The organism is Actinophytocola sp. KF-1 (assembly GCF_054661535.1).
On the sequence record NZ_BAAFVK010000012.1, the window covers coordinates 127,438 to 150,772 of the forward strand.

General features: G+C 72.3%; 25 protein-coding genes. 8 read left to right on the top strand and 17 right to left on the bottom strand.

Annotated features, from left to right (window positions below; translation table 11 throughout):
• Positions 1-47 precede the first annotated feature (47 nt).
• Positions 48-770: a class I SAM-dependent methyltransferase gene (locus ACYQ77_RS32350; RefSeq protein WP_459718008.1), complete on the bottom strand. Its 723-nt coding sequence runs from the start codon at positions 768-770 to the stop codon at positions 48-50.
• A gap of 34 nt (positions 771-804) precedes the next feature.
• Between ACYQ77_RS32350 and ACYQ77_RS32355 the strand changes: the two genes are divergently transcribed.
• The gene (locus ACYQ77_RS32355; RefSeq protein WP_459718011.1) at positions 805-1,671 is read left to right on the top strand and encodes a ParA family protein; all 867 of its coding nucleotides are present in this window, start codon (positions 805-807) and stop codon (positions 1,669-1,671) included.
• Between the two features lie 59 nt (positions 1,672-1,730).
• Positions 1,731-2,084, top strand: a complete 354-nt coding sequence (locus ACYQ77_RS32360; protein ID WP_459718013.1) for a hypothetical protein — start codon at positions 1,731-1,733, stop codon at positions 2,082-2,084.
• Positions 2,085-2,523: 439 nt separating this feature from the next.
• Here ACYQ77_RS32360 and ACYQ77_RS32365 read toward each other — a convergent pair whose 3' ends face one another.
• Entirely contained in the window at positions 2,524-3,396 is an 873-nt protein-coding gene (locus tag ACYQ77_RS32365; protein WP_459718015.1) for a hypothetical protein, read from the bottom strand.
• A gap of 42 nt (positions 3,397-3,438) precedes the next feature.
• Between ACYQ77_RS32365 and ACYQ77_RS32370 the strand changes: the two genes are divergently transcribed.
• A complete protein-coding gene (locus ACYQ77_RS32370) occupies positions 3,439-4,446 on the top strand; it encodes a quinone-dependent dihydroorotate dehydrogenase (protein WP_459718018.1) in 1,008 nt (335 codons plus the stop codon).
• Positions 4,447-4,449: 3 nt separating this feature from the next.
• Here ACYQ77_RS32370 and pspM read toward each other — a convergent pair whose 3' ends face one another.
• The 7 genes from pspM to rimO form a co-directional block, all read right to left on the bottom strand.
• A complete protein-coding gene (gene pspM, locus ACYQ77_RS32375; protein ID WP_459718019.1) occupies positions 4,450-5,313 on the bottom strand; it encodes a phage shock envelope stress response protein PspM in 864 nt (287 codons plus the stop codon).
• Between the two features lie 35 nt (positions 5,314-5,348).
• Entirely contained in the window at positions 5,349-6,191 is an 843-nt protein-coding gene (locus tag ACYQ77_RS32380; protein ID WP_459718022.1) for a PspA/IM30 family protein, read from the bottom strand.
• Between the two features lie 171 nt (positions 6,192-6,362).
• Entirely contained in the window at positions 6,363-7,034 is a 672-nt protein-coding gene (locus ACYQ77_RS32385; protein WP_459718025.1) for a hypothetical protein, read from the bottom strand.
• 76 nt (positions 7,035-7,110) lie between these two features.
• Positions 7,111-7,560, bottom strand: a complete 450-nt coding sequence (locus tag ACYQ77_RS32390) for a helix-turn-helix domain-containing protein (protein WP_459718027.1) — start codon at positions 7,558-7,560, stop codon at positions 7,111-7,113.
• 171 nt (positions 7,561-7,731) lie between these two features.
• Entirely contained in the window at positions 7,732-8,187 is a 456-nt protein-coding gene (locus ACYQ77_RS32395; protein WP_459718538.1) for a CinA family protein, read from the bottom strand.
• 49 nt (positions 8,188-8,236) lie between these two features.
• Positions 8,237-8,851 (bottom strand): CDP-diacylglycerol--glycerol-3-phosphate 3-phosphatidyltransferase, encoded by a 615-nt coding sequence (pgsA, locus tag ACYQ77_RS32400; RefSeq protein WP_459718030.1) that lies wholly within the window; start codon positions 8,849-8,851, stop codon positions 8,237-8,239.
• Positions 8,848-10,257 carry a 30S ribosomal protein S12 methylthiotransferase RimO gene (gene rimO, locus ACYQ77_RS32405; RefSeq protein ID WP_459718033.1) on the bottom strand — a complete coding sequence of 470 codons (1,410 nt, stop codon included), beginning with the start codon at positions 10,255-10,257 and terminating at the stop codon, positions 8,848-8,850. Before rimO ends, pgsA begins: the two co-directional genes overlap by 4 nt.
• Before the next feature lie 79 nt (positions 10,258-10,336).
• On the opposite strand from rimO, the gene ACYQ77_RS32410 reads away from it, so the two are divergent.
• Together ACYQ77_RS32410 and ACYQ77_RS32415 are read left to right on the top strand one after the other, a co-directional pair.
• A complete protein-coding gene (locus tag ACYQ77_RS32410) occupies positions 10,337-10,840 on the top strand; it encodes an amino-acid N-acetyltransferase (RefSeq protein ID WP_459718035.1) in 504 nt (167 codons plus the stop codon).
• A gap of 107 nt (positions 10,841-10,947) precedes the next feature.
• A complete protein-coding gene (locus ACYQ77_RS32415) occupies positions 10,948-11,403 on the top strand; it encodes a phospholipase (RefSeq protein WP_459718037.1) in 456 nt (151 codons plus the stop codon).
• 1 nt (position 11,404) lies between these two features.
• Here the strand turns inward: ACYQ77_RS32415 and ACYQ77_RS32420 are convergent, their stop codons facing one another.
• Positions 11,405-11,662 carry a hypothetical protein gene (locus ACYQ77_RS32420; RefSeq protein WP_459718040.1) on the bottom strand — a complete coding sequence of 86 codons (258 nt, stop codon included), beginning with the start codon at positions 11,660-11,662 and terminating at the stop codon, positions 11,405-11,407.
• Between the two features lie 62 nt (positions 11,663-11,724).
• The gene (locus ACYQ77_RS32425) at positions 11,725-12,849 is read right to left on the bottom strand and encodes a lipase family protein (RefSeq protein ID WP_459718042.1); all 1,125 of its coding nucleotides are present in this window, start codon (positions 12,847-12,849) and stop codon (positions 11,725-11,727) included.
• A 130-nt stretch (positions 12,850-12,979) separates the two neighbouring features.
• On the opposite strand from ACYQ77_RS32425, the gene ACYQ77_RS32430 reads away from it, so the two are divergent.
• The gene (locus ACYQ77_RS32430) at positions 12,980-13,894 is read left to right on the top strand and encodes a carcinine hydrolase/isopenicillin-N N-acyltransferase family protein (protein ID WP_459718045.1); all 915 of its coding nucleotides are present in this window, start codon (positions 12,980-12,982) and stop codon (positions 13,892-13,894) included.
• Here ACYQ77_RS32430 and ACYQ77_RS32435 read toward each other — a convergent pair.
• Positions 13,891-14,520, bottom strand: coding sequence for a hypothetical protein (locus ACYQ77_RS32435; RefSeq protein ID WP_459718047.1), 630 nt, complete (start codon positions 14,518-14,520; stop codon positions 13,891-13,893). The genes ACYQ77_RS32430 and ACYQ77_RS32435 overlap by 4 nt on opposite strands.
• A 7-nt stretch (positions 14,521-14,527) precedes the next feature.
• Positions 14,528-17,116 carry an FtsK/SpoIIIE family DNA translocase gene (locus ACYQ77_RS32440; RefSeq protein ID WP_459718049.1) on the bottom strand — a complete coding sequence of 863 codons (2,589 nt, stop codon included), beginning with the start codon at positions 17,114-17,116 and terminating at the stop codon, positions 14,528-14,530.
• 217 nt (positions 17,117-17,333) lie between these two features.
• On the opposite strand from ACYQ77_RS32440, the gene ACYQ77_RS32445 reads away from it, so the two are divergent.
• Positions 17,334-18,083, top strand: a complete 750-nt coding sequence (locus tag ACYQ77_RS32445; protein ID WP_459718050.1) for a lysophospholipid acyltransferase family protein — start codon at positions 17,334-17,336, stop codon at positions 18,081-18,083.
• On the opposite strand, the gene ACYQ77_RS32450 is transcribed toward ACYQ77_RS32445, so the two are convergent.
• Both ACYQ77_RS32450 and ACYQ77_RS32455 read right to left on the bottom strand, forming a co-directional pair.
• On the bottom strand, positions 18,078-19,244 hold the full coding sequence (locus ACYQ77_RS32450; RefSeq protein ID WP_459718052.1) for an MFS transporter: 1,167 nt from the start codon (positions 19,242-19,244) through the stop codon (positions 18,078-18,080). The two genes, ACYQ77_RS32445 and ACYQ77_RS32450, sit on opposite strands and share 6 nt — an antisense overlap.
• Before the next feature lie 55 nt (positions 19,245-19,299).
• Entirely contained in the window at positions 19,300-19,773 is a 474-nt protein-coding gene (locus tag ACYQ77_RS32455; RefSeq protein WP_459718054.1) for an Lrp/AsnC family transcriptional regulator, read from the bottom strand.
• A 170-nt stretch (positions 19,774-19,943) separates the two neighbouring features.
• Between ACYQ77_RS32455 and ACYQ77_RS32460 the strand changes: the two genes are divergently transcribed.
• A complete protein-coding gene (locus ACYQ77_RS32460; RefSeq protein WP_459718056.1) occupies positions 19,944-20,867 on the top strand; it encodes an EamA family transporter in 924 nt (307 codons plus the stop codon).
• Between the two features lie 132 nt (positions 20,868-20,999).
• Here the strand turns inward: ACYQ77_RS32460 and ACYQ77_RS32465 are convergent, their stop codons facing one another.
• Both ACYQ77_RS32465 and ACYQ77_RS32470 read right to left on the bottom strand, forming a co-directional pair.
• Positions 21,000-22,133, bottom strand: a complete 1,134-nt coding sequence (locus ACYQ77_RS32465) for an FAD-binding oxidoreductase (protein ID WP_459718058.1) — start codon at positions 22,131-22,133, stop codon at positions 21,000-21,002.
• Between the two features lie 2 nt (positions 22,134-22,135).
• A complete protein-coding gene (locus ACYQ77_RS32470) occupies positions 22,136-23,281 on the bottom strand; it encodes an FAD-binding oxidoreductase (protein WP_459718061.1) in 1,146 nt (381 codons plus the stop codon).
• Between the last annotated feature and the right edge of the window lie 54 nt (positions 23,282-23,335).

A 23,335-nucleotide genomic window follows, 5' to 3' on the forward strand; every position in this document is an offset into this window, starting at 1 on the left:
CGGGCAGGTGAGCCCGTGCGAATGTCCCATCCGTTCGGGTTCCCCGTTCAGGCCCGGCGAGCCACCACGTGCAGGCGGGCGGCGATGTCACGCAGTGGCGCGACCGGCGCCAGCCGCAGCTCCAGCGCGGCCAGCGCGTCCCGGGCCGACGAGTCCTGCTGCAGCACCGAGCCCGGCACCAGCTCGCTGAGCACCCCGTGCCCCTGCACCAGCTCCACGGACAGCCCCGCGTCGGTGAGCAGGGCCACGAGGCCGTCGGTGTCGAAGCGGCGCAGCAGCGACTCCTCCGGCAGCCTGCCCGCCGGGTCGTCGGCGAGCGCGGCCGCGTCGGCGAGCCTGCCCGCGATCGCGCGGTGCAGCAGCGCGGCGGTCCGGTTGGCGACCAGCACCGACACCACACCGCCCGGCGCGACGGCCTCCGCCATCGCCGCGACCGTGTGCTTCGGGTCGTCGACCACCTCGAGCAGGCCGTGCGCGAGCACGACGTCCACCGAGCCGGCCGCCACCACCTGCCCGAGTGCGTCGCTGTCGGCCTGGACCGCGGTGATGCGGTCGTGCACACCCGCGTCGGCGGCGCGGCGGGACAGCGTCGCGAGCGCGTTCGGGTTCGGCTCGACGACGGTCACGGCGCAGCCCTCGGCCGCGAACGGGACCGCGAGGACGCCGCTACCTCCACCGACGTCGAGGACACGCGGTGGCTCGCCGGCACGGCGCCGCCGCGCGGCGGCCAGCTCGGTGTCGAGCGCGAGGCGAACTGCATCCGGTCGCATGAAGCGACAGGGTAGGCCCCGTAGGGTGCATAGCGTGCAAACGGTGGCGGTGCTCAGCCTCAAGGGTGGTGTCGGCAAGACGACCATCGTGCTCGGCCTTGCCTCGGCGGCCCAGCGCCGGGGCGCGCGCACGCTGGTCGTGGACCTGGACCCGCAGTGCAACGCGACCGCGACGCTCGACCCGGACGACACCGAGGCGACCCTCGCCGACGTGCTCGAGACGCCGCGGCCCGCGGTGCTCCGGGACGCGATCGCGCGGAGCGGCTGGGGCGAGGAGGTGGACGTCCTCGTCGGTTCGGAGGACCTGGAGCTGCTCAACGACCAGGACCCCGACCCGAGACGCCTGGAGAAGCTGGCCAGGGCGCTCGAGGAGCTGGCACACCTGCTGTCCGACGACGAACTCCCCTACCAGCTGGTGCTGCTCGACTGTCCCCCGTCACTCGGACGGCTGACGAAGTCGGCGCTGATCGCCGCGGACGGCGCCCTGCTGGTCACCGAGCCGACCCTGTTCGCGGTGTCCGGCGCGCAACGCGCGTTCGAGGCGGTCGAGCAGGTCGCCGAGGAGCACAACTCCGACCTGGCGCTGCTGGGTGTGGTGGTCAACCGGGTGCGGCCGCAGTCCTACGAGCACCAGTACCGGATCCAGGAGCTGCGGGAGCACTTCGGGAACCTGGTCATGCCGGTCGCGTTGCCCGACCGGCTGGCCGTGCAGCAGGCGCAGGGCGCGTGCATGCCGATCCACGCCTGGGGCACGCCCGGGTCGCGTGAGGTGGCGCTGGCGCTGAACCTGCTGCTGGCGCGCGTGCTGCGCGGGGTCAACCGGGCACGGGCGCGGCCGGTCGTCCGGACGGACGAGGAGGCCGACGTCGACGAGGACGAGCGCGTCGTGCAGGACGGCTAGCGCCCACCACACGCCGGCGGGGCTAGTCGCCGACGCAGATCAGCGAGTGGCACCGGGTCGTGGTGGTCGTCGGCGGCGGGGCCTGCGTCGTCGTGGTGGTCGTGGTCGTCTCGGTCGTCGTGGTGGTGGTCGGGTCGCCGGGCTTCGACGCGGTCGTCGTCGTGGTGGTGGTCGCGGTCGTCGTCGTGGTGGTCGTGGTGCTGCTCGCGGACTCCGGCTCGGACGACGACCGCGCCCGTCTCGACGTCGTCGTGGTGGGCGCGCCGGAGCGGGAGGCGGGCGGCACCGGTTCGACCGCGCCGAGCTCCGACTGGTCTGTCACCGGACGGTCGCCACCGCCCGACAGCGCACCGAACGCGAAGAGCGTGCAGGTGATCGCCCCCACGACGGCCCCGACGGCCAGCCGACCGTGACCGCTTTGCAGGGTGGACCCCATCTGTTTCCTTAGGGTGAGCGTCCAGCGACCACTGGTAGTTGGCTGAAGAATCTACCTCACCCGAACGGGTGAGCCACAGAGGTGTCGCCCTGCTGTTGTTCCCGGGTTCGCCGTGAGTTGAATCGCGCTAAATGACTTTGCCGGGCCGCTCGGACGGTCGTAATGTCGGCTGTACACGAGAGAGGAGGTGGTCCAACGGTGAATTCCCATAGGACTCGTGAGGTGGCTGTCCGCTAAGGACCACCCAAACGGACATGGTTTGGCCGGCCGCGCTACACGGCATTGACACCGGTTCGCCGGTGCCGGAGACGCGCGGTGTGGTCGGCGAATACCAGGCAGTCACCCAGCCCCCGGTGCTCTCAGGGAACTAGTCCGCCCCTGGGCCTGCGCGAGCAGGAGACGGCCCGGGGGCTGTTTTATTTCCCCAGGTCCTCGAGCTTCTGCTCGGCCTGCTGCACCAGTCGCCACGCCTGCCCGGCCCTGCGCTCGGCGTCCTTCACCGACCGGCTCGCCGAACCGACGCGCCGCCGCGCCTCCTTCTCCTCGGCCTCGGCGGCGTCCAGCTCCTCGTAGATCCGCCGCACCCGCTCGGTCGCCTCGTCGGCCGCCTTCTGGGTCTCGGCGAGGATCCGTTCCTCCTCCTTGCGGTCGGCCTCGGCCTCCTTGACCGCCGACCGGGCCTCCTCCAGCTCCTGCCGCGCCGCCGCGCGCTTGCGCTCCAGTTCCGCGTCCTCGCGTGGCGTGCGTTCCTTCCTGGGCGCCTTGGGCGCCCGCTTGGGCACCACGCCGGTCGCCTTGGCCGGATCCGCGGACGGCCACGCCGCGGCGGCCGCGTCCAGGTCCTTCGCCGAGGTCAGCCGCCCCGCGATCACCACCCGCGCGACCTCGGGGTCGGCGATCGCGGTCGTGAAGATCTCCTCCAGCTCACGGGTCACGGCCTCGGTCAGCGGCGCGCCGTTGAGCTTGCCCGCCCGCTGGACCAGCGCGGTGACCAGCTTGGTGCGGCGCTGCGACAGCGAGCGCAGGTCGGCGCCCGCGAGGTTGGCGTGCGCCTCCCGGAACGCGTCGCCCAGCTCGGCGACCTCGTCGACGTCCGCGTCCGGGTCGCGGGCCAGCTGGTTCGCGAGATACGCGGACGTGGTCGGCTTCGCGAGCTTCTCGATGGCGGCCGCCAGCTCGGCGTCCCCGGCCGCCTTCGCCTCCTTCGCCAGCTCCTTGCGACGCGGCGTGAAGTCCTCGCGGGCGCCGCCGTACAGCTCGTCGGCGGCGGCATCCAGGTCAGCTGGCACACCCCCATCCTGCCGCGTTCCGCGCGGTGAAACGATGTCCGGGTGGTCTACCAGCGAGTTCTTCGGCCGGTGTTGTTCCGGATGGGCGGCGGCGACGCCGAGGTGGCGCACGAGCGCACGGTGGCGATGACCGCACGGCTCGGCGCCGTGCGGCCCGCGGTGGCGGGGCTGCGTCGGTACTTCGGCGGCGCCGCGCCGAGGACCGTGTTCGGCATCCCGTTCCCCGGTCCGGTCGGGCTCGCGGCGGGCGTGGACAAGGACGGCCGGGCACTGAGGGCGTGGCCCGCGTTCGGGTTCGGGTTCGTCGAGGTGGGCACGGTGACGTGGCACCCGCAGCCGGGCAACGAGAAGCCGAGGCTGTTCCGGCTGCGCGCGAGCGAGGCCGTGATCAACCGGATGGGGTTCAACAACGGCGGCGCGGAGGCGCTCGCGGCGCGGCTGAAGGCGCTGGGCCCCCTGGCGGTGCCGCTGGGCGTGAGCATCGGCAAGTCGAAGATCACCCCGGTCGAGGAGGCCGTGGACGACTACCGGCGGTCGCTGCGGGTGCTGGAGCCCCACGCCGACTACTTCGCGATCAACGTAAGCTCCCCCAACACCCCCGGCCTGCGCGGCCTGCAGGACAAGGCGGCGCTGGACACGCTGCTGGGCGAGTTGCGGACGTCGGTGCCGCTGCTGGTGAAGATCGCCCCGGACCTGACCGACGAGGCGATCGGCGAGGTCCTGGAGGTCTGCTCCGCGCACCGGGTGGCGGGCCTGATCGCGACGAACACGACCCTGTCCCGCGACGGCCTGGCACCCGCCGACCAGGCGCTGGCCGCGGAGATGGGCGGGCTGAGCGGGCGCCCGCTGACCGGGCGCGCACTGGCGGTGGTGACGTTCGTGGCGAAGGAGACGGGCGGCGACCTGCCGATCATCGGTGTCGGCGGCATCCACACCGCGGACGACGCGCAGCGGATGCTGGACGCGGGCGCGTCGCTGGTGCAGGTCTACACGGGCTTCATCTACCGCGGCCCCGGGCTGGTGCGGGAGATCAACCGCCGAGTGCGGTGACGGTCAGCGTGGACCAGCGAGTTCGCGCAGTGCCTCGGCGAGGCCCGCGAGGTGGTCGGTGGCGTCTGCCAGTTCCTGCTTCGGGCCGGCAGACGAGCTGGCCGCCACGACCCGGCCCGCCGCCGCCACGAGGCTGCGGTAGCCGTTGAGGCCCTCGTCGAGCTGCTCGCGCAGCCTGCGGACGCCCTCGATGAGCGGGCCGCGTTCCATGGGCGGCGCGTGGTCGCGGGCCAGTTCCACGGCCGCGAGCTGGGCGGCGACCGCCCGCAGCGCCTGCGCCGCCTCGGCGCCGGTCTGCTCGGCGTGTGCCACCGAGTCGCGTGGCACGGACGCCGGTGCGCCCTCGGTGCCCGCGAGCTGGCGGACGAGCTGCGCCAGCGCGTCCTCCGCCTCGGCGAGCCGCTGCATGGGCTCGTAGGCCGCGGACTCGCGCGGCGGCATCACCGGGCGCGGGCCCGCGGTCACCCCGGCGGGCTTGTGCGTGCGGTCGAACTCGTCACGGGCCCGCTTCAGCAGCACCATGCGGCGCGTGGAGCGGATCGACAGCGCGCCCGTGGCGGCCACCGCCGCCACGCCGCCCGCGATCATCGTCGGGTCGGGGCCCTCGCCGACCATGCCGCTGACGCCCAGCGCCACGTACACGACGAGGAACAGGCAGATGATCGCCCACGCGAGCGCCCACCGGGACGCCCACATCCGCTTGCGTTCCAGCCTGCGCCGCTGCCGCTCGATGCGGACGGCCTCGTCCTGTCGCCGCGCGAGCGCCTCCTGCACCTGCGCGACGACGGACGACCGGATCTGTGCGTTGCCGGCGTACTTCTGGACCATCCGGGTCAGCCGATGTATTTCGCGGCCGTACTGCGCCATTCAGCGGCCTCCCCTGCCAGTGGAACGCCCGGGCGTCAGTTGCCCTGCGGGTTCGCCTTCTGCTCCTGCGCGACGCGCTGCGCGATCTCCGCCTGGATGCTCTGCGCCGCCGAGCTGTTCGACGACGACGAGCCGCTGGTGACCTGCGGCGTGGCGCCGCCACCCATCGAGGCGCGGATCTGCTCCAGCCGCGAGCGGCCGGCCATCTCCGTGGTGGAGGCCTGGACCTCCATCATGCGGCCCTGCACCGAGTTCTGTGCCAGCTCCGCGGACCCGAGCGCGGTCGTGTACCGCTTCTCGATCTTGTCCCGGACCTCCTCGAGCGACGGCGTGTTGCCGGGGGCGGCCAGCTCGCTCATCTGGTTGAGCGACTTGGACACCTGCTCCTGCATCTTCGCCTGCTCGAGCTGGCTCAGCAGCTTCGTGCGCTCGGCCAGCTTGTTCTGCAGCATCATCGCGTTGCGCTCGACCGCCGTCTTGGCCTGCGTCGCGGCCTGCAGCGCCTGGTCGTGCAGCGTCTTCAGGTCCTCGATGTCCTGCTCGGCGGTGACGAGCTGCGTCGCGAACGACTCGGCGGCCTGCTCGTACTGGCGGGCCTTCTCCTCGTCACCCTTCGCACGCGCCTCGTCGGCCAGGACCAGGGCCTGGCGCGCGGAGGACTGCAGCTTCTCGACGTTGCCGAGCTGCCGGTTGAGCTTCATCTCCAGCTGGCGCTGGTTGCCGATCACGGCCGCGGCCTGCTGGGACAGCGCCTGGTGCTGCCGCTGGGCCTCCTCGATGGCCTGCTGGATCTGCACCTTCGGGTCGGCGTGCTCGTCGATCTTCGACGAGAAGGCCGCCATGAGGTACTTCCAGAACTTCACGAACGGGTTGGCCATCTCCTCCGCCTGCCTTACTCCGCGCTGGTCGCAGTTCGTAACTCGTGTCCCCGGTTGCCGCTCCCACCGACTGCCCGGTTGGTATGGCAACGCCCAGTCATCACTGTGGGTTCCATCGTGTCAGGTGCCCGGCGCTGTTCACCACTCAACCCGTCATAAATCAGGAACTGATCAGGGATGGCCCTGACCTGACGGACCGACCTCGGGGTCGGTGGCCCGCCGCACCTCGACCAGACCCTCCCGCAGGCCGTCGAGCCTACCCGTGAGATCGGCCGCCGCGCCGGTGTTCTGGGACAACGCGCTGGTCGCGCCCGTGATCAGCTCCGCGAGCTCGTCCCTGGCCCGCTCGAACTCCATCACCGTCGCCTGCATCTTCGCGAGCAGCGCGTCCCGCTTCTCCCGCTGGCGGGCCGCCGCCGCCAGCCGCGCGGACACGGCCTCGTGCGCCCGCACCAGGTCGGCCTCGGCCGGGGACCCGTCCGCCTCGGCGATCGCGGTGGCCAGCGCGGCCCGCTCGTCCTCGAGGTCGGGCACGGGGATCCGCGCGATCGCGTGGTCCAGGTCGGCGACCTGACCCGCGGTGATGCGCAGCTCCGTGACCACCTGCTCGGCGTCGGACGCCAGGGTGGTGAACCCGGGCTGGTCGGCGAGGGCGGCGGTCAGCTCGCGCAGCACCCGCTCGCCCCGGGACACCCACACCTGCGCGGCGCTCCCGAGCAGCGGCTTCCTGCCGCCGACCGCGGGCGGGACCTCCTGCTGCCTGCGCGTGCTGGCGATCATCACCGGCACGGTCACGAGCGCGAGCACACCGATGACGGCGAGCACGAACAGCAGTGCGGTCACACCGCCGAGCCTAGTGGCACGAAAGGCGCGTCCGTGTCACCGAGCGACACGAACGCGCCTTCCGCGGCACGACTGTTCAGGCTGCGAAGATCGCACCCGCGTCCCGCAGCGAGGACTCCATCCGGTGGCTGAGCGCGGGCTGCAGCCGCAGGTCCGCGAGGCTGTCCCCGACCACGGCGGGCACCAGCCGTCCACCTTCCACCGAGCCGACCGACGCACGCGGTCCGGAACCCTCCGCCCCGACCTCGCCACGCTCGGCCCGCTCCGCGGTCTCCGGCAGCTCGACCGACTCGAGTGCCCCGATGTCGGTCGCCACGTTCGACAGCAGTACCGAAAGCGGCAGGTCGAGCGCCTCGCAGATGGCGGCGAGCAGTTCGCTCGACGCCTCCTTGCGGCCGCGTTCGACCTCCGACAGGTATCCCAGGCTCACCCGGGCGGCTCGGGAGACCTCACGCAGCGTGCGTCGCTGGTTGGTGCGGGCGTGCCGGAGCCGATCACCGATCGCCTCGCGCAACAGCACGGTCATCGCGCGCCTCCCTTCAAGATCGATCCGCCGGACCGGGAAGTCCGGCATGGTGACCACGTTACCGAGACCTGGCGATCATCGGCAGCGACATCACCGTCCGTACGCCAAGGGCGAACGAGTGAACCGGCCCCGGTGTTCCCTCAAGTATGTCGGCGCCACTGGAGCCCAGCCCTAGTCCTGCTGGTCCGCCAGCCTGCTGAGCAGGCGCAACGCCGCCACGACGGCACCGGCGCGGACCTGGTGGCGGTTGCCGTCGATGCCGATCGTGCGCACGTCGGCGATCTCCGGGCCCGACACGCCGATGTGCACGACACCGGGCTCGATCCCATCCTGTGGGTCGGGTCCGGCCACCCCGGTGAGCCCGATGCCCCAGCTCGCGCCGCACGTGACCCGTGCGCCGTCGGCGAGCTGGGCGGCCACGTCCGGGTGGACCGCGCCGTGCTCGGCGAGCAGCTCGTCGTCCACCCCGGCCAGCTGGTGCTTGAGCGGTGTGGCGTACACCACCAGGCCGCCGCGCACCACGGCGGACGAGCCTGGCACGCTCGTCAGCACCGCGGCCACGAGACCGCCCGTGAGGGACTCGGCGGTCGCGACCGTCTCGCCCTTCTCCTTCAACGCGCTGATCAGGTCCGCCAATTCCGCCGCGTCGACGCCGAGGCTCTCGGCCAGGGGGTTCCTAGGCACCGGCGGCCCGCAGGCGCAGCGCGCGCACGACGTAGTCCACGCCGGTGCCCACGGTCAGCACGAGCGCGATGCCCATGCCCGCCCACAGCAGCGGGTCGAGCACCGCGGGCAGCGGCAGCAGGTACAGGCCGATGGCGATGATCTGCGCGAACGTCTTGACCTTGCCGCCGTAGCTGGCCGCGATCACGCCGTAGCGGATCACCCAGAAGCGCAGCAGGGTCACCAGGATCTCCCGGCCCGCGATCGTCAGCGTCACCCACCAGGGCAGCTCACCGAGGATCGAGAGGCCGACCAGCGCGGCACCGGTGAGCGCCTTGTCCGCGATCGGGTCGACGACCTTGCCGAAGTCGGTGACGAGGCCGTACTTGCGGGCGAGGTGCCCGTCGATGAAGTCGGTGATGGAGCCGACGGCGAACACGAGGAACGCCGCCATCCGCCACCCGTCCGAGACACCGCCGTCGGCGAACAGCGCGAACAGGAACACCGGCACCAGGACGAGCCGGGTGACGGTGAGGATGTTCGCGATGTTGACGAGCGGTACCTGCGCGACCGCGGGCGGGCCCAGCGCCTCCGACGGGGTGGTCCCGTCGGCGGGCGTGGCACTCATCGGAGCACCTCTAACGGCCGCACCACCAGGTCGACGCCCTCGGCGTCGACGACCTTGCCGACGACGAAGTCACCGACCGCCACGTCGTCGAGGTCCAGCAGCAGGCACTCGCCGTCCACCTCGGGGCCCTGGTGCGCGGCGCGGCCCGCGACGCCGTCCTCGTCGTTGCGCTCGACCAGCACGCGCACCTCCTCCCCGATGCGGTCCTCCGCGCGCTGCGCGGTCAGCTGCTCGACCAGGTCGGAGACGCGCGCGACCCGCGCGGCCACCTCGTCGGGGTCCAGCTTGCCGGGCAGCGTCTCGGCCTCGGTGCCGTCTTCGTCGGAGTAGCCGAACACGCCAACCACGTCCATCCGTGCCTCGGTGAGGAAGTGCTCCAGCTCGGCCAGCTCCTCCTCGGTCTCGCCGGGGAAGCCGACGATCACGTTGCTGCGGATGCCGGCGTCGGGGGCGAGCGCGCGGATCTGGTCGATCAGCGCGAGGAACGAGTCGGTGCCGCCGAAGCGGCGCATCCTGCGCAGCACGGTGGGGCTGGCGTGCTGGAAGGACATGTCGAAGTAGTTCGCGACGCCCTCGGTGCGCGCGATGGCCGTGAGCAGGGCGGGACGGGTCTCGGCGGGCTGCAGGTAGGACACACGCACCCGCTCGACGCCGGGCAGCGCGGCCAGGCGCGGCAGCAGCAGCGCCAGCGCGTCGGGGCCGCCGTGCTCGCGGCCGAGGTCCTTGCCGTAGGACGTGGAGTTCTCGCTGACGAGGAACAGCTCGCGGACGCCTTGCTCGGCGAGCCAGGCGCCCTCGGCGACGATCTCGTCGGGCGTGCGGGACACGAACGCGCCCCGGAACGACGGGATCGCGCAGAACGAGCACCGCCGGTCGCAGCCGGAGGCGATCTTCAGCGACGCGACGGGCGCGTCGTCGAGCCGCTTGCGCAGCACGCGCGGGCCCCAGCCGTGCCCGGGCACGGACACGTCGGCGGGCTTGCGCTCCACCGGCGTGATGGGCAGCAGCGTGCGCCGGTCCACCGGCTTGTGGGACTCGATCGCGCGGCCCGCGACCACGTCGTCGAGCCGCTCCCCCAGGTTCGGGTAGTGGTCGAAGCCGAGCACCGCGGCGGCCTCGGGCAGGCTCTCGGCCAGCTCGGTGCCGTACCGCTCGGCCATGCAGCCGACGGCGACCACCTTCGCGCCGGATCCGGCCGCGTCGAGCAGCACGTCGACCGAGTCCTTCTTGGCCGACTCGACGAAGCCGCACGTGTTCACCACGACCACGTCGGCGCCCTCGCTGTCGTCGGTGACCTCCCAGCCACCCGCCGCGAGACGGCCCGCGAGTTCCTCGGAGTCGACCTCGTTGCGGGCGCACCCGAGGGTGAGCAGGGCGGCACGGCGCGACGGTGGTGGTGTTGACACGTGCTTCAGGGTAACCGCCGCACCCGTCACCAGGGCCCGATGTGTGCCCGATGGGTCTCGCGTGGCAGGTTGGGTGTTTGTGAGCGAGCAGGTGGTAACAGTGCGCAGGGCGCGGGTCAGCGACGTGCGCGGGATCAAGTCGATCATCGACACGTACGTGGGCAAGGTCCTGCTCGCCAAGGAACTGGTCACCCTCTACGAGGACGTCCAGGAGTTCTGGGTGGCCGAAGTGGACGGCGAGCTGGTCGGGTGCGGCGGACTGCACGTGCTGTGGGAGGACATCGCCGAGATCCGCTCGATCGCGGTGCTCCCGAACGCCGCGCGCCTGGGCATCGGCGGCCTGCTCGTCGACCGGCTGCTGGCGGTGGCGCGGGAGCTGGGCCTGCAGCGGGTGTTCGTGCTGACCTTCGAGACGAAGTTCTTCGCCCGGTTCGGGTTCGTCGAGATCGACGGCACGCCGGTGAGCGCCGAGGTGTACGAGCAGATGCGCCGTTCGGCCGACGAGGGCGTCGCCGAGTTCCTCGACCTGCCCTACGTCAAGCCGAACACGCTCGGGAACACCCGCATGCTGCTCGAGCTCTAGATTTCCCTGTTCGATACCTCGAGTTGAACCGATCAGGGGTTTGCAGGCCACGCGGGAACGGGCGTAATTGATCAGACCCTGTTCCACCGAACGCGAGGGAGATCTCCGTGGCCACGTCAACCCTGCGCCGTGCCGCCCGGGCAACCGTCACCGCCGTCGCCGTCGCCGGCAGCGTGCTCGCAGGCAGCGGCACCGCGTCCGCCGCGCTCGACCCGACCCAACTTCGCCAGGTCACCGACAGCTACCTGTTCTCGTACAGCCTCAACAGCTTCCAGACCGTGCGCTCGCAGCAGCCGTACGCGAGCCAGCTCGACTGGAGCTCCGACGGCTGCTCCAGCTCGCCGGACAACCCGTTCGGGTTCAACTTCGTGAAGGCCTGTTACCGGCACGACTTCGGGTACCGCAACTACAAGCGGCAGAGCCGGTTCAACGAGACCACGCGGCTGACGCTCGACAACAAGTTCAAGAGCGACCTGTACACGATCTGCAACGGCAACTGGGCCTGCAACCGGACCGCGGACGTCTACTACGCGGCCGTCCGCCAGTTCGGCGGCGGCAGCTGACCTACTGCCAGGGGCCCTGCCGCGGGTAGGGCCCCTGCGGCTGCCCCGGGTACTGCTGGGGCGGGTACTGCTGCTGGGGGTAGCCCTGCTGCGGATAACCCTGCTGCGGGTACCCCTGGTAGGGGTACTGCTGCTGGTAGGGGTACTGCTGGGGCGGGTACCCGGCCGCCGCGTCCTTGCGGTCGCGCAGCTTCACCCACAACACGATGACCGTGACGATCAACGCGACGATGATCACCAAACTGACAGCTGAGATCACGCGGACGCCCCCTCCTGGCCGTGGCCGACGGCCAGAGCGTAGCCGTCGGCCACGACAGGGGCTCAGCAGTTCCCGGTCGTCGCGCGCCCTGCCAGGCGGTCGGCCACCCAGCTCGTCACGCTCGGGCTCATGAGCGCGGCCGTGACGAAGTGCGTGCCGGTGTTGGTGCGCTGGAAGGTGATGTTGCCGCCGCCCGCGCACCACGTGGAACGCAGCGCCACACTCACCTGGACGGGCAGGATTTCGTCACCGTTCGAGTGATACAGCAGGACGGGTGCCCGGGGTGTGGTGCCGCCGAGCTTCTGCTGGTCCACCCTGGCCGACCACTCGGGACGGCTCAGCACGTCCTCCGTGGTGTAGTCGGCCATCGACCTGCCCGAGTACTTCGTCTGCAGCTCGTCGGTGCAGTCGTCGCGGATGTCGGTGATCGCGGCGCGGCCGGTGTCGTTCAGGAACGGCGTGATGTCCAGGTCCGGGTAGGTGACGTCGAGGCCGTAGCCCGCGGCGAGCACCAGGCCCGCGTTGTCGCCGCCGTCGTTGTGGTCGGCGACCACCTTCAGGTCGGCGGGCGGTGCGCCGACCGCGTACGCGGCGATGTTCAGGCCCGGCGCGTACGTCGGCGCGAGCTGCGCGGCCCAGCCGGCGGCGTGCCCGCCCTGCGAGTAGCCGACGATCGCGACCCGCGTGCTCGCGGACAGGCCCGTGCCGGGCAGCCGGAGCGCGGCGCGGACGGCGTCGAGCGTGGCGTGGCCCTCGGCGCGGCCCGCCATGTAGGTGTGCTCGCCGGGGGTGCCGATGCCCTCGTAGTCGGTCACGGCGACGGCGAAGCCACGGGTGGCGTACTGGTGGATCAGCAGGCCCTCGGTCTCGTCACCGGCCTCCAGGTGCCGCGACGGGGCGCACTGGTCGCCGAGGCCGTGCGTGCCGGGCGCGTACCCGACGACCGGGGTGTTCGCGTTCGCGCCCTTGGGCACGATCACGGTGCCGCTGACCGTGATGGGCGCCCCGGTGGCGGACGTGGACTGGTAGGTGATCGTCCAGACGTTGGCGTAGAAGAAGCCGGGCGCGTTCACGGCACGCGCGGACAGGACGTCACCGGGCGCGGCGGCGGCCGAGGCGACTCCCGGCGGCACCACGAGCGAGGCGGCCACGAGCAGGAACCCGGCCACCAGACGGCGTACGGACATGGGTCCTCCAACAAGGAGCAGGGACCCCAACGTAACCAGCCGGTAACGTGCCGTGATAGTGGTTGGCAGACAACGCCCCGCGGGTCCGTTGTCCACCGACCACAACCCGGCGAGGCCGTACGATGCGTTGATGCGGTTGGTGGCGGTGGTGCTGTTGCTGTTACTGGGCGGGTGCGCGGCCGAGGAGCCCGCCGCCGCACCCTCCGGGCCTCCCCCGGACACGAGTTCCCTGCGACAGCTCGACGACCACCCGCTGTGGACGATGCGGTACGAGGGCGACTACGACCGCATGAAGAACGTCGCCCAGCCCACCCCGGCCACCCCGTTCGGGTGCTCGCTGTTCGCCACCAACGACGCGAACGACCCGCTGTTCGCCCGCAACTTCGACTGGGACCCCGCGCCCGCGATGCTGCTGTTCACCGACCCGTCCGACGGCTACGCGTCGGTGTCGATGGTCGACCTGTCGTACCTGGGCGTCACCGACCCGTCGGCGGAACCGGGGAAGCTGACCGACGCCCCGCTGCTGCCGTTCGACGGCATGAACGAGAAGGGCCTGGCGATCGGCCTGGCCGCGGTGGACGACGCGCAGCCGGGGTCGCGGCCGGACCGCCCGACGGTCGGCAGCGTCCGGATCATCCGGCTGGTGCTGGACAAGGCCGCGACGGTCGAGGAGGCCAAGCAGGTCTTCGAGGACCACAACATCGACTTCGACGGCGGCCCGCCGCTGCACTACCTCGTCGCCGACGCGACCGGCAAGTCCGCCGCCATCGAGTTCGTCGACGGCAAGGTCGTCGCACTGCCCACCCAGGCGGCGGTGAACTTCACCCTGTCGGGCACCGACGACGCCACCCGCGCCGCCGACAACCGCTACCGCACCGCCACCGAGGGCCTCTCCCCCGGCATGGACTGGCGCGCGGCGATGGACCTGCTCGGCGAGGTGCAGCAGGGCCACACGCAGTGGTCGGTGGTGTACGGCCTCAAGACGGGCGAGGTCCACGTGGCGACGGACAAGAAGTTCGACCGCGTCCACGACTTCACGCTCTAGTCCAGCCGCCAGATGATGAAGTAGCCGCGGCTCCGCGCGCCCTGCAGTTCGGCGCGCACCCGGGCGATGAGGTCGATCGCCCGGTCCGCCGCCTCGGCACGGGCGTCCTCCCGTTCCGGCCAGGTGTGCCACGGCTGCCCGTTCTCGATGCGGACGTCCTCGACCGCGCCGTCCGTCTCCGTCCAGGTCACGATCTTCGGCACGCGGGGCCCGTCCGTGGCGACCAGGCCCATGAGCATGCCGCGCAGCGCCGCGAACCGGACGTGCACGGCGTCGGAGGCGTACAGGTCGAGGCGGCTGTCGACCTCGGCGTCGAGGTTCCACTCCTCGACCGTGAGGTGGGGCTTCGCGGTCTCGTCCATCTCGGAGAGCGCGGCGAGCAGCCGGTCGGCCCACTCGATCAGCGCCAGGTACGGCTCGGCGCGCTTGTCGCGGAGGTCCTGGTCGTGCGCGCGCTCACGCAGGGCACGTTCCTGCGTGTCGGCCAGCCGCTGCTGCGCGTCCAGGGTGGCGCGGGTGTTCTCGCGCTGCGCGCGCAGGGACAGGACGGTCGTCACGGTGCTCGCCGCGACCGCCAGTGCCGCCACGCCCGTCGACGCGAGGCTCACGATGGTCTGGGGTTCCACCCCGGTCCTACTCGTCGTCGAAGTCGTCGTCGTCCGAGGGCGCTGGGCCGCCGCCGCGGATGGTGTACAGGACCGCGTCCAGCTCGTCGGGCTTGACGAGCACGTCGCGTGCCTTCGAGCCCTCCGACGGGCCCACCACGCCGCGGCTCTCCAGCAGGTCCATCAGCCTGCCCGCCTTCGCGAAGCCGACCCGCAGCTTGCGCTGCAGCATCGACGTCGACCCGAACTGCGAGGTCACGATCAGCTCGGCGGCCTGCAGGAGCACGTCGAGGTCGTCGCCGATCTCCTCGTCGATCTCCTTCTTGTCCGACGCCTTCGCGCTCGTCACGCCGTCGGTGTACTCCGGCTGCGCCTGCTCCTTCACGAACGAGACGATCGCGTTGATCTCCTCGTCGGTGATGAACGCGCCCTGGATGCGGATGGGCTTCGACGCGCCCATGGGCAGGTAGAGCCCGTCGCCCATGCCGATCAGCTTCTCGGCGCCCGGCTGGTCGAGGATGACCCGGGAGTCGGTCAGCGACGAGGTCGCGAACGCCAGCCGCGACGGCACGTTCGTCTTGATCAGGCCGGTCACCACGTCGACGGACGGGCGCTGCGTCGCCAGCACCAGGTGGATGCCTGCCGCCCGCGCCTTCTGCGTGATCCGGACGATCGCGTCCTCGACGTCACGCGGCGCGGTCATCATCAGGTCGGCCAGCTCGTCGACGATCGCGAGGATGTACGGGTAGGGCCGGTACTCGCGTTCGGACCCGGGCGGCGCGGTGATCTCGCCCGACTTCACCTTCTTGTTGAAGTCGTCGACGTGCCGGACCCGGTTGGCCTGCATGTCCTGGTAGCGCTGCTCCATCTCCTCGACCAGCCACGTCAGCGCGGCCGCGGCCTTCTTCGGCTGCGTGATGATCGGGGTGATCAGGTGCGGGATGCCCTCGTACGGGGTCAGCTCCACCATCTTCGGGTCGATCAGGATCATCCTGACCTCGTCCGGGGTGGCCCGCGCGAGCAGCGACACCAGCATCGAGTTGACGAAGCTCGACTTGCCGGAACCGGTGGAACCCGCGCACAGCAGGTGCGGCATCTTCGCGAGGTTCGCGGTGACCATGTGGCCCTCGATGTCCTTGCCGAGGCCGATCACCATCGGGTGGGTGTCCTTGACCGCGGTCGACGACCGCAGCACGTCGCCCAGCCGCACCATCTCGCGGTCGGAGTTCGGCACCTCGATGCCCACCGCGGACTTGCCGGGGATGGGTGCGAGCAGCCGGACGTTGTCGGTGGCGACCGCGTACGCGATGTTCTTGGTCAGCGCGGTGATCTTCTCGACCTTCACCGCCGGACCCAGCTCGATCTCGTACCGGGTGACGGTCGGGCCGCGGGTGAAGCCGGTGACCTGCGCGTCGATGGAGAACTGGTCCAGCACGCCGGTGATCGCCTCGATCATGGCGTCGTTGGCGCGGCTGCGGGTCTTCGGCGCGTCACCGGCGGCGAGGATGCCCGGGTCGGGCAGCGTGTAGTCGCCGTCGACGACGCGGGGCGCGAGGTCGAGCTGGCCCTGGGTGCCCGCGTCCCTGGCCTGCGGGATCTCGGCGACCTCGACGGGCTTCTTGCGCTTGCGCGGCGGCGGGGCCGGGGGCTCGGGCGGCGGCGGGACCTCCTCGCCGGCACCGGTCTCGGCGAGCGGGGGCGTGTCCTCGTCGGACATCGCGGCCTGGCGGCGGCGCGACGGCCGGCGCAGCCGGACCGGCTCCGGCTCGGCCTCCTCCCCGTCCTCCTGGCCGGGCAGGTCGATGCCCTCGTCGTCGTAGCCCTCGCGGTCCTCGGGGTCCATGCCCAGCTCACGCAGCCGGGTCGGGATGTCGCGGATCGGGGTGCCGGTGAACACCAGCACGCCGAAGCCGAGCACGAGCGCCAGCAGCGGCAGCGCGACCCACGCGGTGACGCCCATGGCGAGCAGCCCGCCGGAGACGTACCCGAGGGCGCCGCCCGCGTACATGCGGCCGAGGTTGTCGGCAGGCTGGTCGGAGAAGATGTGCAGCACGCCGAGGAGGGCGAGGACGAACAGCAGTGAGCCGATGACCAGCCGCGGCCGCTTCTCCGGCTGCGGGTCCGAGCGCATCAGCGAAATGCCGATGACGAGCAGCGTCAGCGGCAGCGCCATGGCGGCGGCGCCGACGACCGACCGCACGGCCACCTCGAGGTAGTGGCCGACCGGGCCGCCCGCCTGCCACCAGATGCCCGCGCCCGCGATGACGCCGACGGCGATGAGCCCGAACGCGAGGCCGTCCCGCCGGTGCGCCGGGTCGAGGTCCTTGGTGCGGCCGACGGTCCTGGCGACGCTGCCCGCGCCCTTGGCGAGGAGGTTCCACCCGCCGCGCAGGCCGCGGCCGAGCGCACGCGTGACCGAACCCTTGCGCGCGGGTTTGCGCGCGGGCGGGCGGCGTGCGGTGGACCGGGCCGACGACGACCTGGTCGACCTGGCCGCGGTCTTGGCCGGTGGCCGGGACGACCGGCTCGACCCGCCCTTGGCGCGCGCACCGCTTCCGGAGCCGCCACTCGAGCCGCGGCCCTTGGAGCTCTTGGAAGGTGCTGTCCGGTTCGCCACAACCCCCCACGGTAGTCGCATGAGCCACACGAGTCACTCTCGGCACACGGGCACCGGTCTTGACTGATCCGCTGGCGGACCCCCACATGGGTCGTGCGATGCTCCGCTCATGGTCGCGCTGACACGCCGTTCTTCCGAGTCGACACGCCGGTGGCCCCGCCGCGGTCCGTTCGCCCGCCGACCGAAGCCGCAGAAGGTCTCGCCGCTCTGGCGGGCCATGACGCTGGTCGACGTGGGCTTCGTCCGGCTGGTCGGCAAGCTGGAGATCACCGGGTCGATCCCGGCCGAGTTGCGCGACCAGCCGATGCTGATCGCGGCGAACCACATCGGCATGTTCGACCCGTTCGTGCTCACCGCGGCGCTGCGCAAGGCGGGCGTCAACCCGCGGTTCCTGCTGACCGGCGGCCTGCTGGACGCGCCGGTGATCGGGTGGGGGCTGCGGCAGGGCGGCAGCATCCGCGTCGACCGCGGCAAGGCGAACGTGATCGAGGCGTTCGACCGGGTGACGACCGCGCTGCGGGAGACGCCGGGCCCGGTGCTGGTCTACCCGGAGGGCCGGGTCAGCCGGGAGCCGGGGCTGTGGCCGGAGCGCGGGAAGAGCGGGGTCGCGCGGATGGCGCTGACCGGCGACGTGCCGGTGCTGACGATCAGCCAGTGGGGCGCGCACGAGGCCGTCTACTGGGGCACCGAGGTCGTGACCGGGTGGCGGGACTTCCTGCCGCTGCTGACGTCGTGGCTGCGGGCGATCAAGAACCGGCCGACGTTCAAGGTGCACTTCGGCCCGGTGGTCGACCTGTCCGACCTGTCGGCCGCGAAGCCCGGCGACGCGATCCGCGCGCACAAGCGGATCATGCAGGCCATCACGGACAACCTCGTGCCGCTGCGCGCCGACGAGCTGGACGCGCCGAAGTTCCACGACCCCACGCGGCCCACGGACAGCACGAGCCCCTGGCGGCCGGCGCTATAGCCGGACGGCGAACAGCAGCAGCGCGGGCAGGCCCGCGACCAGCGCCATCACGACCGCGGCCACGGCGAGCTGGTTGCCCACCAGCATCGGGGTGACCAGCAACGTCCCGAGCGGCGGCGTGCCCTGCATGAGCGTGCGCAGCGCCGAGAACGCGCGGCCGTGCAGTTCGGCGGGCACGCGGCGCATGCGCAGCGACTGCGCCCACACCGTCATGGGCGCGCTCAGCAGCCCGATGCCGAAGAACCCGGCCGCGACCGCCGGCCGGCTCGGGGCGGCGAGCAGCGCGAGGAAGCAGGCGGCCGCCAGGGCCTGGACCACGCCGATGGACCGGACCAGCGCGCCGCGCCGCCGTCCGGCCAGCGCGGCGCCGGCCAGCTCGCCCGCGGCCATGGCCGACAGCAGCAGGCCGAGCGCGGCGGCACCGCCCGGCAGGTGGTTCTTCGCGAGCCAGGGCGCCGCGACCAGCAGCATGCCCTCGGCCACGTTGAACGCCATGAACGCGACCGTCGTGGTCACGATGACGCGGTCGCGCCGCAGGCCGGTCAGCGACGGCCGGGACGCGGTCCGCCCCGCGGGTGTCAGCGGGTCCCGCACGAGCGCCGCGGCCAGCGCGAACGCGAGGAACGACGCGCTGTCCACGACGAGCACGGCCGCCGCGCCGACCTGGGCGACCAGCAGGCCGGCCAGCGCGGGGCCGACCACGAACGCGATGCTGAAGCTCATGCTCTCCAGCGCGTTCGCCGGTTCGAGGTCGGCGTCGGGCACGAGCTGCGGCACCGCGGCGGGGAACCCGGCCAGCGGCACCATCTTGCACAGCCCGTGGCAGGCCGCGACCACGAACGGCAGCCAGCCGGGCGTGCCGCCGAGCGTGGCGGTGAGCGGGATCGCGGCGACCACGGCCGCCTGCACGAGACTGTCCACGACGAACACGGCCCGCTTGTCGAACCGGTCGAGCAGCGGCCCCACCAGCAGCCCGCCGACGAAGACGGGCGCGGTGTGGCAGACCCCGAGCAGGCCGAGCCTGCCCGCGCCGCCGGGCTGGGCCAGCACCAGCCACGACAGCGCCACGAAGGTCATCCCGTCACCGGTCGCGGACACCGTCGCGCCGAGCCACAGCCGCCGGAACCCCGTGTGCCGCAGCACGTCCACGTAGTCGCGCACGCGCCCATCGTGGTGATCGGCACCGGCGCTGTCTGGCGGGAAACCGACGGTGTGGCTACGGCTTGAGCGCGCGGGTGGGGATGGCCGAGCCGGTGCGGACGGGGTCGAACACGAACAGGGTCGAGTACCGCCGGACGTTCGGCGCGTCGGTGAGCAGCCGGGCCGCCACCTCGTTGTGGTGGGCCATGCCGGAGGTGACCAGCACGACCACGTAGTCCCACTCGCCGTAGACCACGTACAGCTGCTGCACCTCCGGCGCGGCGAGGAGCCTGCGCTGGAACGCGTCGTGCAGCCGGGACGACTCCCGTTCGACGGCGACCAGGCACACCGCGAACACCAGGTCGTGGCTCGCCTTCGGGTTCAGCACGGCCGTCGTGCGGGCGAGGAGCCCGCTCGTGCGGTAGCGGTCCATCCGCCGCTGCACGGCGCTCGGCGACAGGCCGACGACCTCGCCCAGCTCGCGCAGGGTGCGGCCGGCGTCGGTCTGCAGCTCGTCCAGCAACAGGTGATCGATCTCGTCGAGCTTCACGCAAAAATATTGCGTCAGCACGGGAAAGAATTCAATTGCGGTTCGCGGCCTCTGACATAGCGTGAAGGCACTGCCAGGGAGAGGAAACACCCGCGATGACCAATGCCGCCGCGACCACGCCTGTCGCTGCCAAAACCAGTGAACCCGGTACGACGGTTACGCGTGGCACGGTGCTCGTCGTGCTCGCGTCGTTCTGCTTCGGCACGTCGGGCCCGCTGGTGAAACCGGCGATGGACGCGGGGCTCTCGCCGCAGCAGGTGGCGAGCTTCCGCATCGCGCTCGCGGCGGCGCTGCTGCTGGTGTTCGTGGCGCTGACCAGGCCGCGGCTGCTGCGGATGCGCCGCTCCGACCTGCCGCTGCTGGTCGGTTACGGGCTGGTCGGCGTCGCGGCGGTGCAGCTGCTGTACTTCGCGGCGGTGTCCCGCATCCCGATCGGTGTCGCGATGCTGCTGGAGTTCACCTCCCCGGTGCTGGTCGCGCTGTGGGTGCGGTTCGTGCGGCGCGTGGTGCTGTCCGCCCGCATGTGGGTGGGCACGGCGCTCGCGCTGCTGGGCCTCGCGATGGTGGCGCAGGTGTGGGAGGGGCTGCGGCTGGACGCGTTCGGCCTGCTGTTCGGCGTGGCGTCGGCGCTGTGCGCGGCCGCGTACTTCCTGATCGGCGAGCGCGGCGTGAGCACGATTCCCGCGCTGGGCCTGGTCACGTGCGGCATGGTCGTCGGCGCGGTCGCGATCGCGGTGGTCGCGCCCCCGTGGTCGCTGCCCGGCGAGACCATGGCCACCACCGCCGAGTTCGCCGGGCTGGCCGTGCCGGTGTGGACGCTGCTGGTCACGTGTGCGGTGGTCAGCACTGCCGTGGCCTACCTGCTGTCGATCAGCGCGATGCGGTACCTGCCCGCGAACGTGGTGAGCGTGCTCGCGGTGTGCGAACCGATCGTGGCGACCGCGCTCGCGTGGCTGGCGCTCGGGCAGGCACTCGCCCCCGTCCAGGTCGTCGGCGCCGTGGTGCTGCTCGCCGGCGCGACCGTCGTGCAGCTCGCGTCGCGTACTCCGCGGGTCGTACTCGTGGGTGACTCGGTTCAGCCACGAGTGGGATGACGTGGCACCCGTCACAGCGAGACCCTCTACGCGATACAACCGACAGGGGTCGAGCGCAGAAGCGGGTGAGCACCATGGGACCGACGAGACGGGAACAACGCAAGGCGCGACGGGCACTGCTGCGGCAGGTGTTCACCGTCGGCTGTGCACTGGTCGTGGCGATGGCGAAACGCTGATGGCCTTGAGCGGCGTGAACACGCCGTCCGGGTCGTAGGTGCGCTTGATCTCGCGCAGCCGCGCGTACGCGGCGGGGTCGTAGGCCGTGTCCACGCGCGTGGGGTCGGTCAGGCCGTTGAGGAACGACCCGCCGGTGGCGAGCGCGACGATCGGCGCCGCCGCCGCGGCGGGGCCGTCGACGATCACCGAGTACGGGATGTCGCGGTGCCCCATGGGGCCGGCGTCCGCACCCGGTCGTGCGATGGCGCCACCCCACGGCCGCACCTCGACCGCCGCCGCGTCCCCGCGCACGGCGTCGAGCGCGGCCGCGATCAACGCGTCGGACAGGTCCGCCTGGAGCGTGTAGTTCGCGGGCGTGGTGCCGCCGATCGTGCCGCTCTCCGTGTACGGCACGGTCCGCCAGCCGCCGGCTACCGGCTCACCGGGGAACAGCGGGGCCAGCGCGCGCCGGGCGTCCCGGGCCGGCCCGGCGTACATGCCGCGGACGACCAGGGCGTCGCGGGTGAGCACGACGTTGGCGGTCAGCTCGTCCGGCACGTCGAGGTCGCGGTAGCGGGCGAGCACGTCGGCGGCGCGGTCGAGCGGGAAGGTCGCCGCACCCGCGTACACCGACGTGACCGGGTACAGCCGGAACTCCAGCGCGGTCACGACACCGAAGTTGCCGCCACCGCCGCGAATCGCCCAGAACAGGTCCGGCTCGCGGTCGGCCGACACCGTGCGGAGTTCGCCGTCCGCGGTGACGATGTCGGCCGCCACCACGCTGTCGGCGGCAACACCGTACATGCGGGACAGCCAGCTCATGCCGCCGCCGAGCGTGTAACCGACGACGCCGACGTCCGGCGAGGTACCGGACAGCGGCGCGAGCCCGAACCGAACGGCGGCCGTGATCACCGCGCCCCAGCGCACCCCGGCACCGACCCGGGCGGTCCGCCGCGCCGGGTCGATCCGCACGCCGGTCATCCCCGCGGTGGTGATCACCTCGATGGCACCGTCCGGCACCGCGCCGCCGTGGCCGGTCGCGTAGACCGTGACCGGCCGGTTCCCTTCGCGGACGGCGAGCACCGCCGCGCGCACGGTGGTGGCGTCCACGATCAGGCGCCCAGCGCGACGGCCGGGCGGACCGCGGGCGGGATGCTCTTGACCGGGGTGAACACGCGCTCCGGGTCGTAGGCGGCCTTGATCTCGCGCAGCCGCGCCCAGTCGGCGGCGGTGTACGCGGTGTGCGTGCGGGCCGGGTCCGGCAGCCAGTTCAGGAACGAGCCGCCGGTGGCGTGCGCGAGGACCGGCGCCGCCGCGTCGTCCGGCCCGTCGACGACCACGGAGAACGGCACGTCGCGGTGCCCGACCGGGCCCGCGCAGGCGGCGGGACGGGCGATGACGCCACCCCAGCGCCGCACCTCCACGGTCGTGGCGCCCCCGTCCATGGCGGCGAGCACGGCGTCGACCGGCAGGTCGCGCTGCAACGAGAAGTTCCGGGGCGCGACGCCGCCGACCGTGCCGCTCTCGGTGTACGACATGGTCCGCCAGCCGTCGGTGACCGGCTCCCCCGCCGCCCGGAACAGCGGCGCCAGCGCACGGCGGGCGTCCTCCGCGGCACCCGCGTACATGCCGCGGATCGCCAGCCCGCCGGGGGTGAGCACGATGTTCGCGGTCAGCTCGTCCGGCAGCTCGGCGTCGCGGTAGGCGACGAGCACGTCGGCGGTCCTGGCCGCGTCGAAGGTGGCCGTGCCCGCGTACACCGACGCGACCGGGTGCAGCCGGAACTCCAGCGCGGTGACCACGCCGAAGTTGGCGCCGCCACCGCGGATCGCCCAGAACAGGTCCGGCTCGCGGTCCGCCGACACGGTGCGGAACTCACCGTCCGCGGTCACGATGTCGGCCCGCAGCACGCTGTCGGCGGCGAACCCGAACCGGCGCGACAGCCAGCCCATGCCACCGCCCAGCGTGTAGCCGACCACGCCCACGGTCGGCGACGTGCCGGACAGCGGCGCGAGCCCGAACGGCGCCGCGGCCGCGATCACCTCGGCCCACCGCACGCCGGCGCCGACCCGCGCCACCCGGCGCTGCGGGTCGACCAGCACCCCGGTCATCCCGGCGGTGGTGATCACGGCGACGTCCTCGCCCTCGGGCATCGGGCCGCCGTGCCCGGTCGCGTAGACCGACACCGGCAGGCCCTGCTCCCGCGCGACCAGCACCGCGTTGCGCACGTCGGCCGGGGTGGTGGCGTCCACGATCATCTCTGGCTCCTCGGGTGTGATCCGTCGTTCTCACCCACAGGTCGGATGGGAAAC

Coding starts and splice junctions, on each gene's coding strand:
- ACYQ77_RS32350 (WP_459718008.1), bottom strand. CDS start 770: ATGCGACCGGATGCAGTTCGCCTCGCGCTCGACACCGAGCTGGCCGCC.
- pspM (WP_459718019.1), bottom strand. CDS start 5,313: ATGGCGCAGTACGGCCGCGAAATACATCGGCTGACCCGGATGGTCCAG.
- ACYQ77_RS32380 (WP_459718022.1), bottom strand. CDS start 6,191: ATGGCCAACCCGTTCGTGAAGTTCTGGAAGTACCTCATGGCGGCCTTC.
- ACYQ77_RS32390 (WP_459718027.1), bottom strand. CDS start 7,560: ATGACCGTGCTGTTGCGCGAGGCGATCGGTGATCGGCTCCGGCACGCC.
- pgsA (WP_459718030.1), bottom strand. CDS start 8,851: ATGAGTGCCACGCCCGCCGACGGGACCACCCCGTCGGAGGCGCTGGGC.
- ACYQ77_RS32425 (WP_459718042.1), bottom strand. CDS start 12,849: ATGTCCGTACGCCGTCTGGTGGCCGGGTTCCTGCTCGTGGCCGCCTCG.
- ACYQ77_RS32430 (WP_459718045.1), top strand. CDS start 12,980: ATGCGGTTGGTGGCGGTGGTGCTGTTGCTGTTACTGGGCGGGTGCGCG.
- ACYQ77_RS32445 (WP_459718050.1), top strand. CDS start 17,334: ATGACGCTGGTCGACGTGGGCTTCGTCCGGCTGGTCGGCAAGCTGGAG.
- ACYQ77_RS32470 (WP_459718061.1), bottom strand. CDS start 23,281: ATGATCGTGGACGCCACCACCCCGGCCGACGTGCGCAACGCGGTGCTG.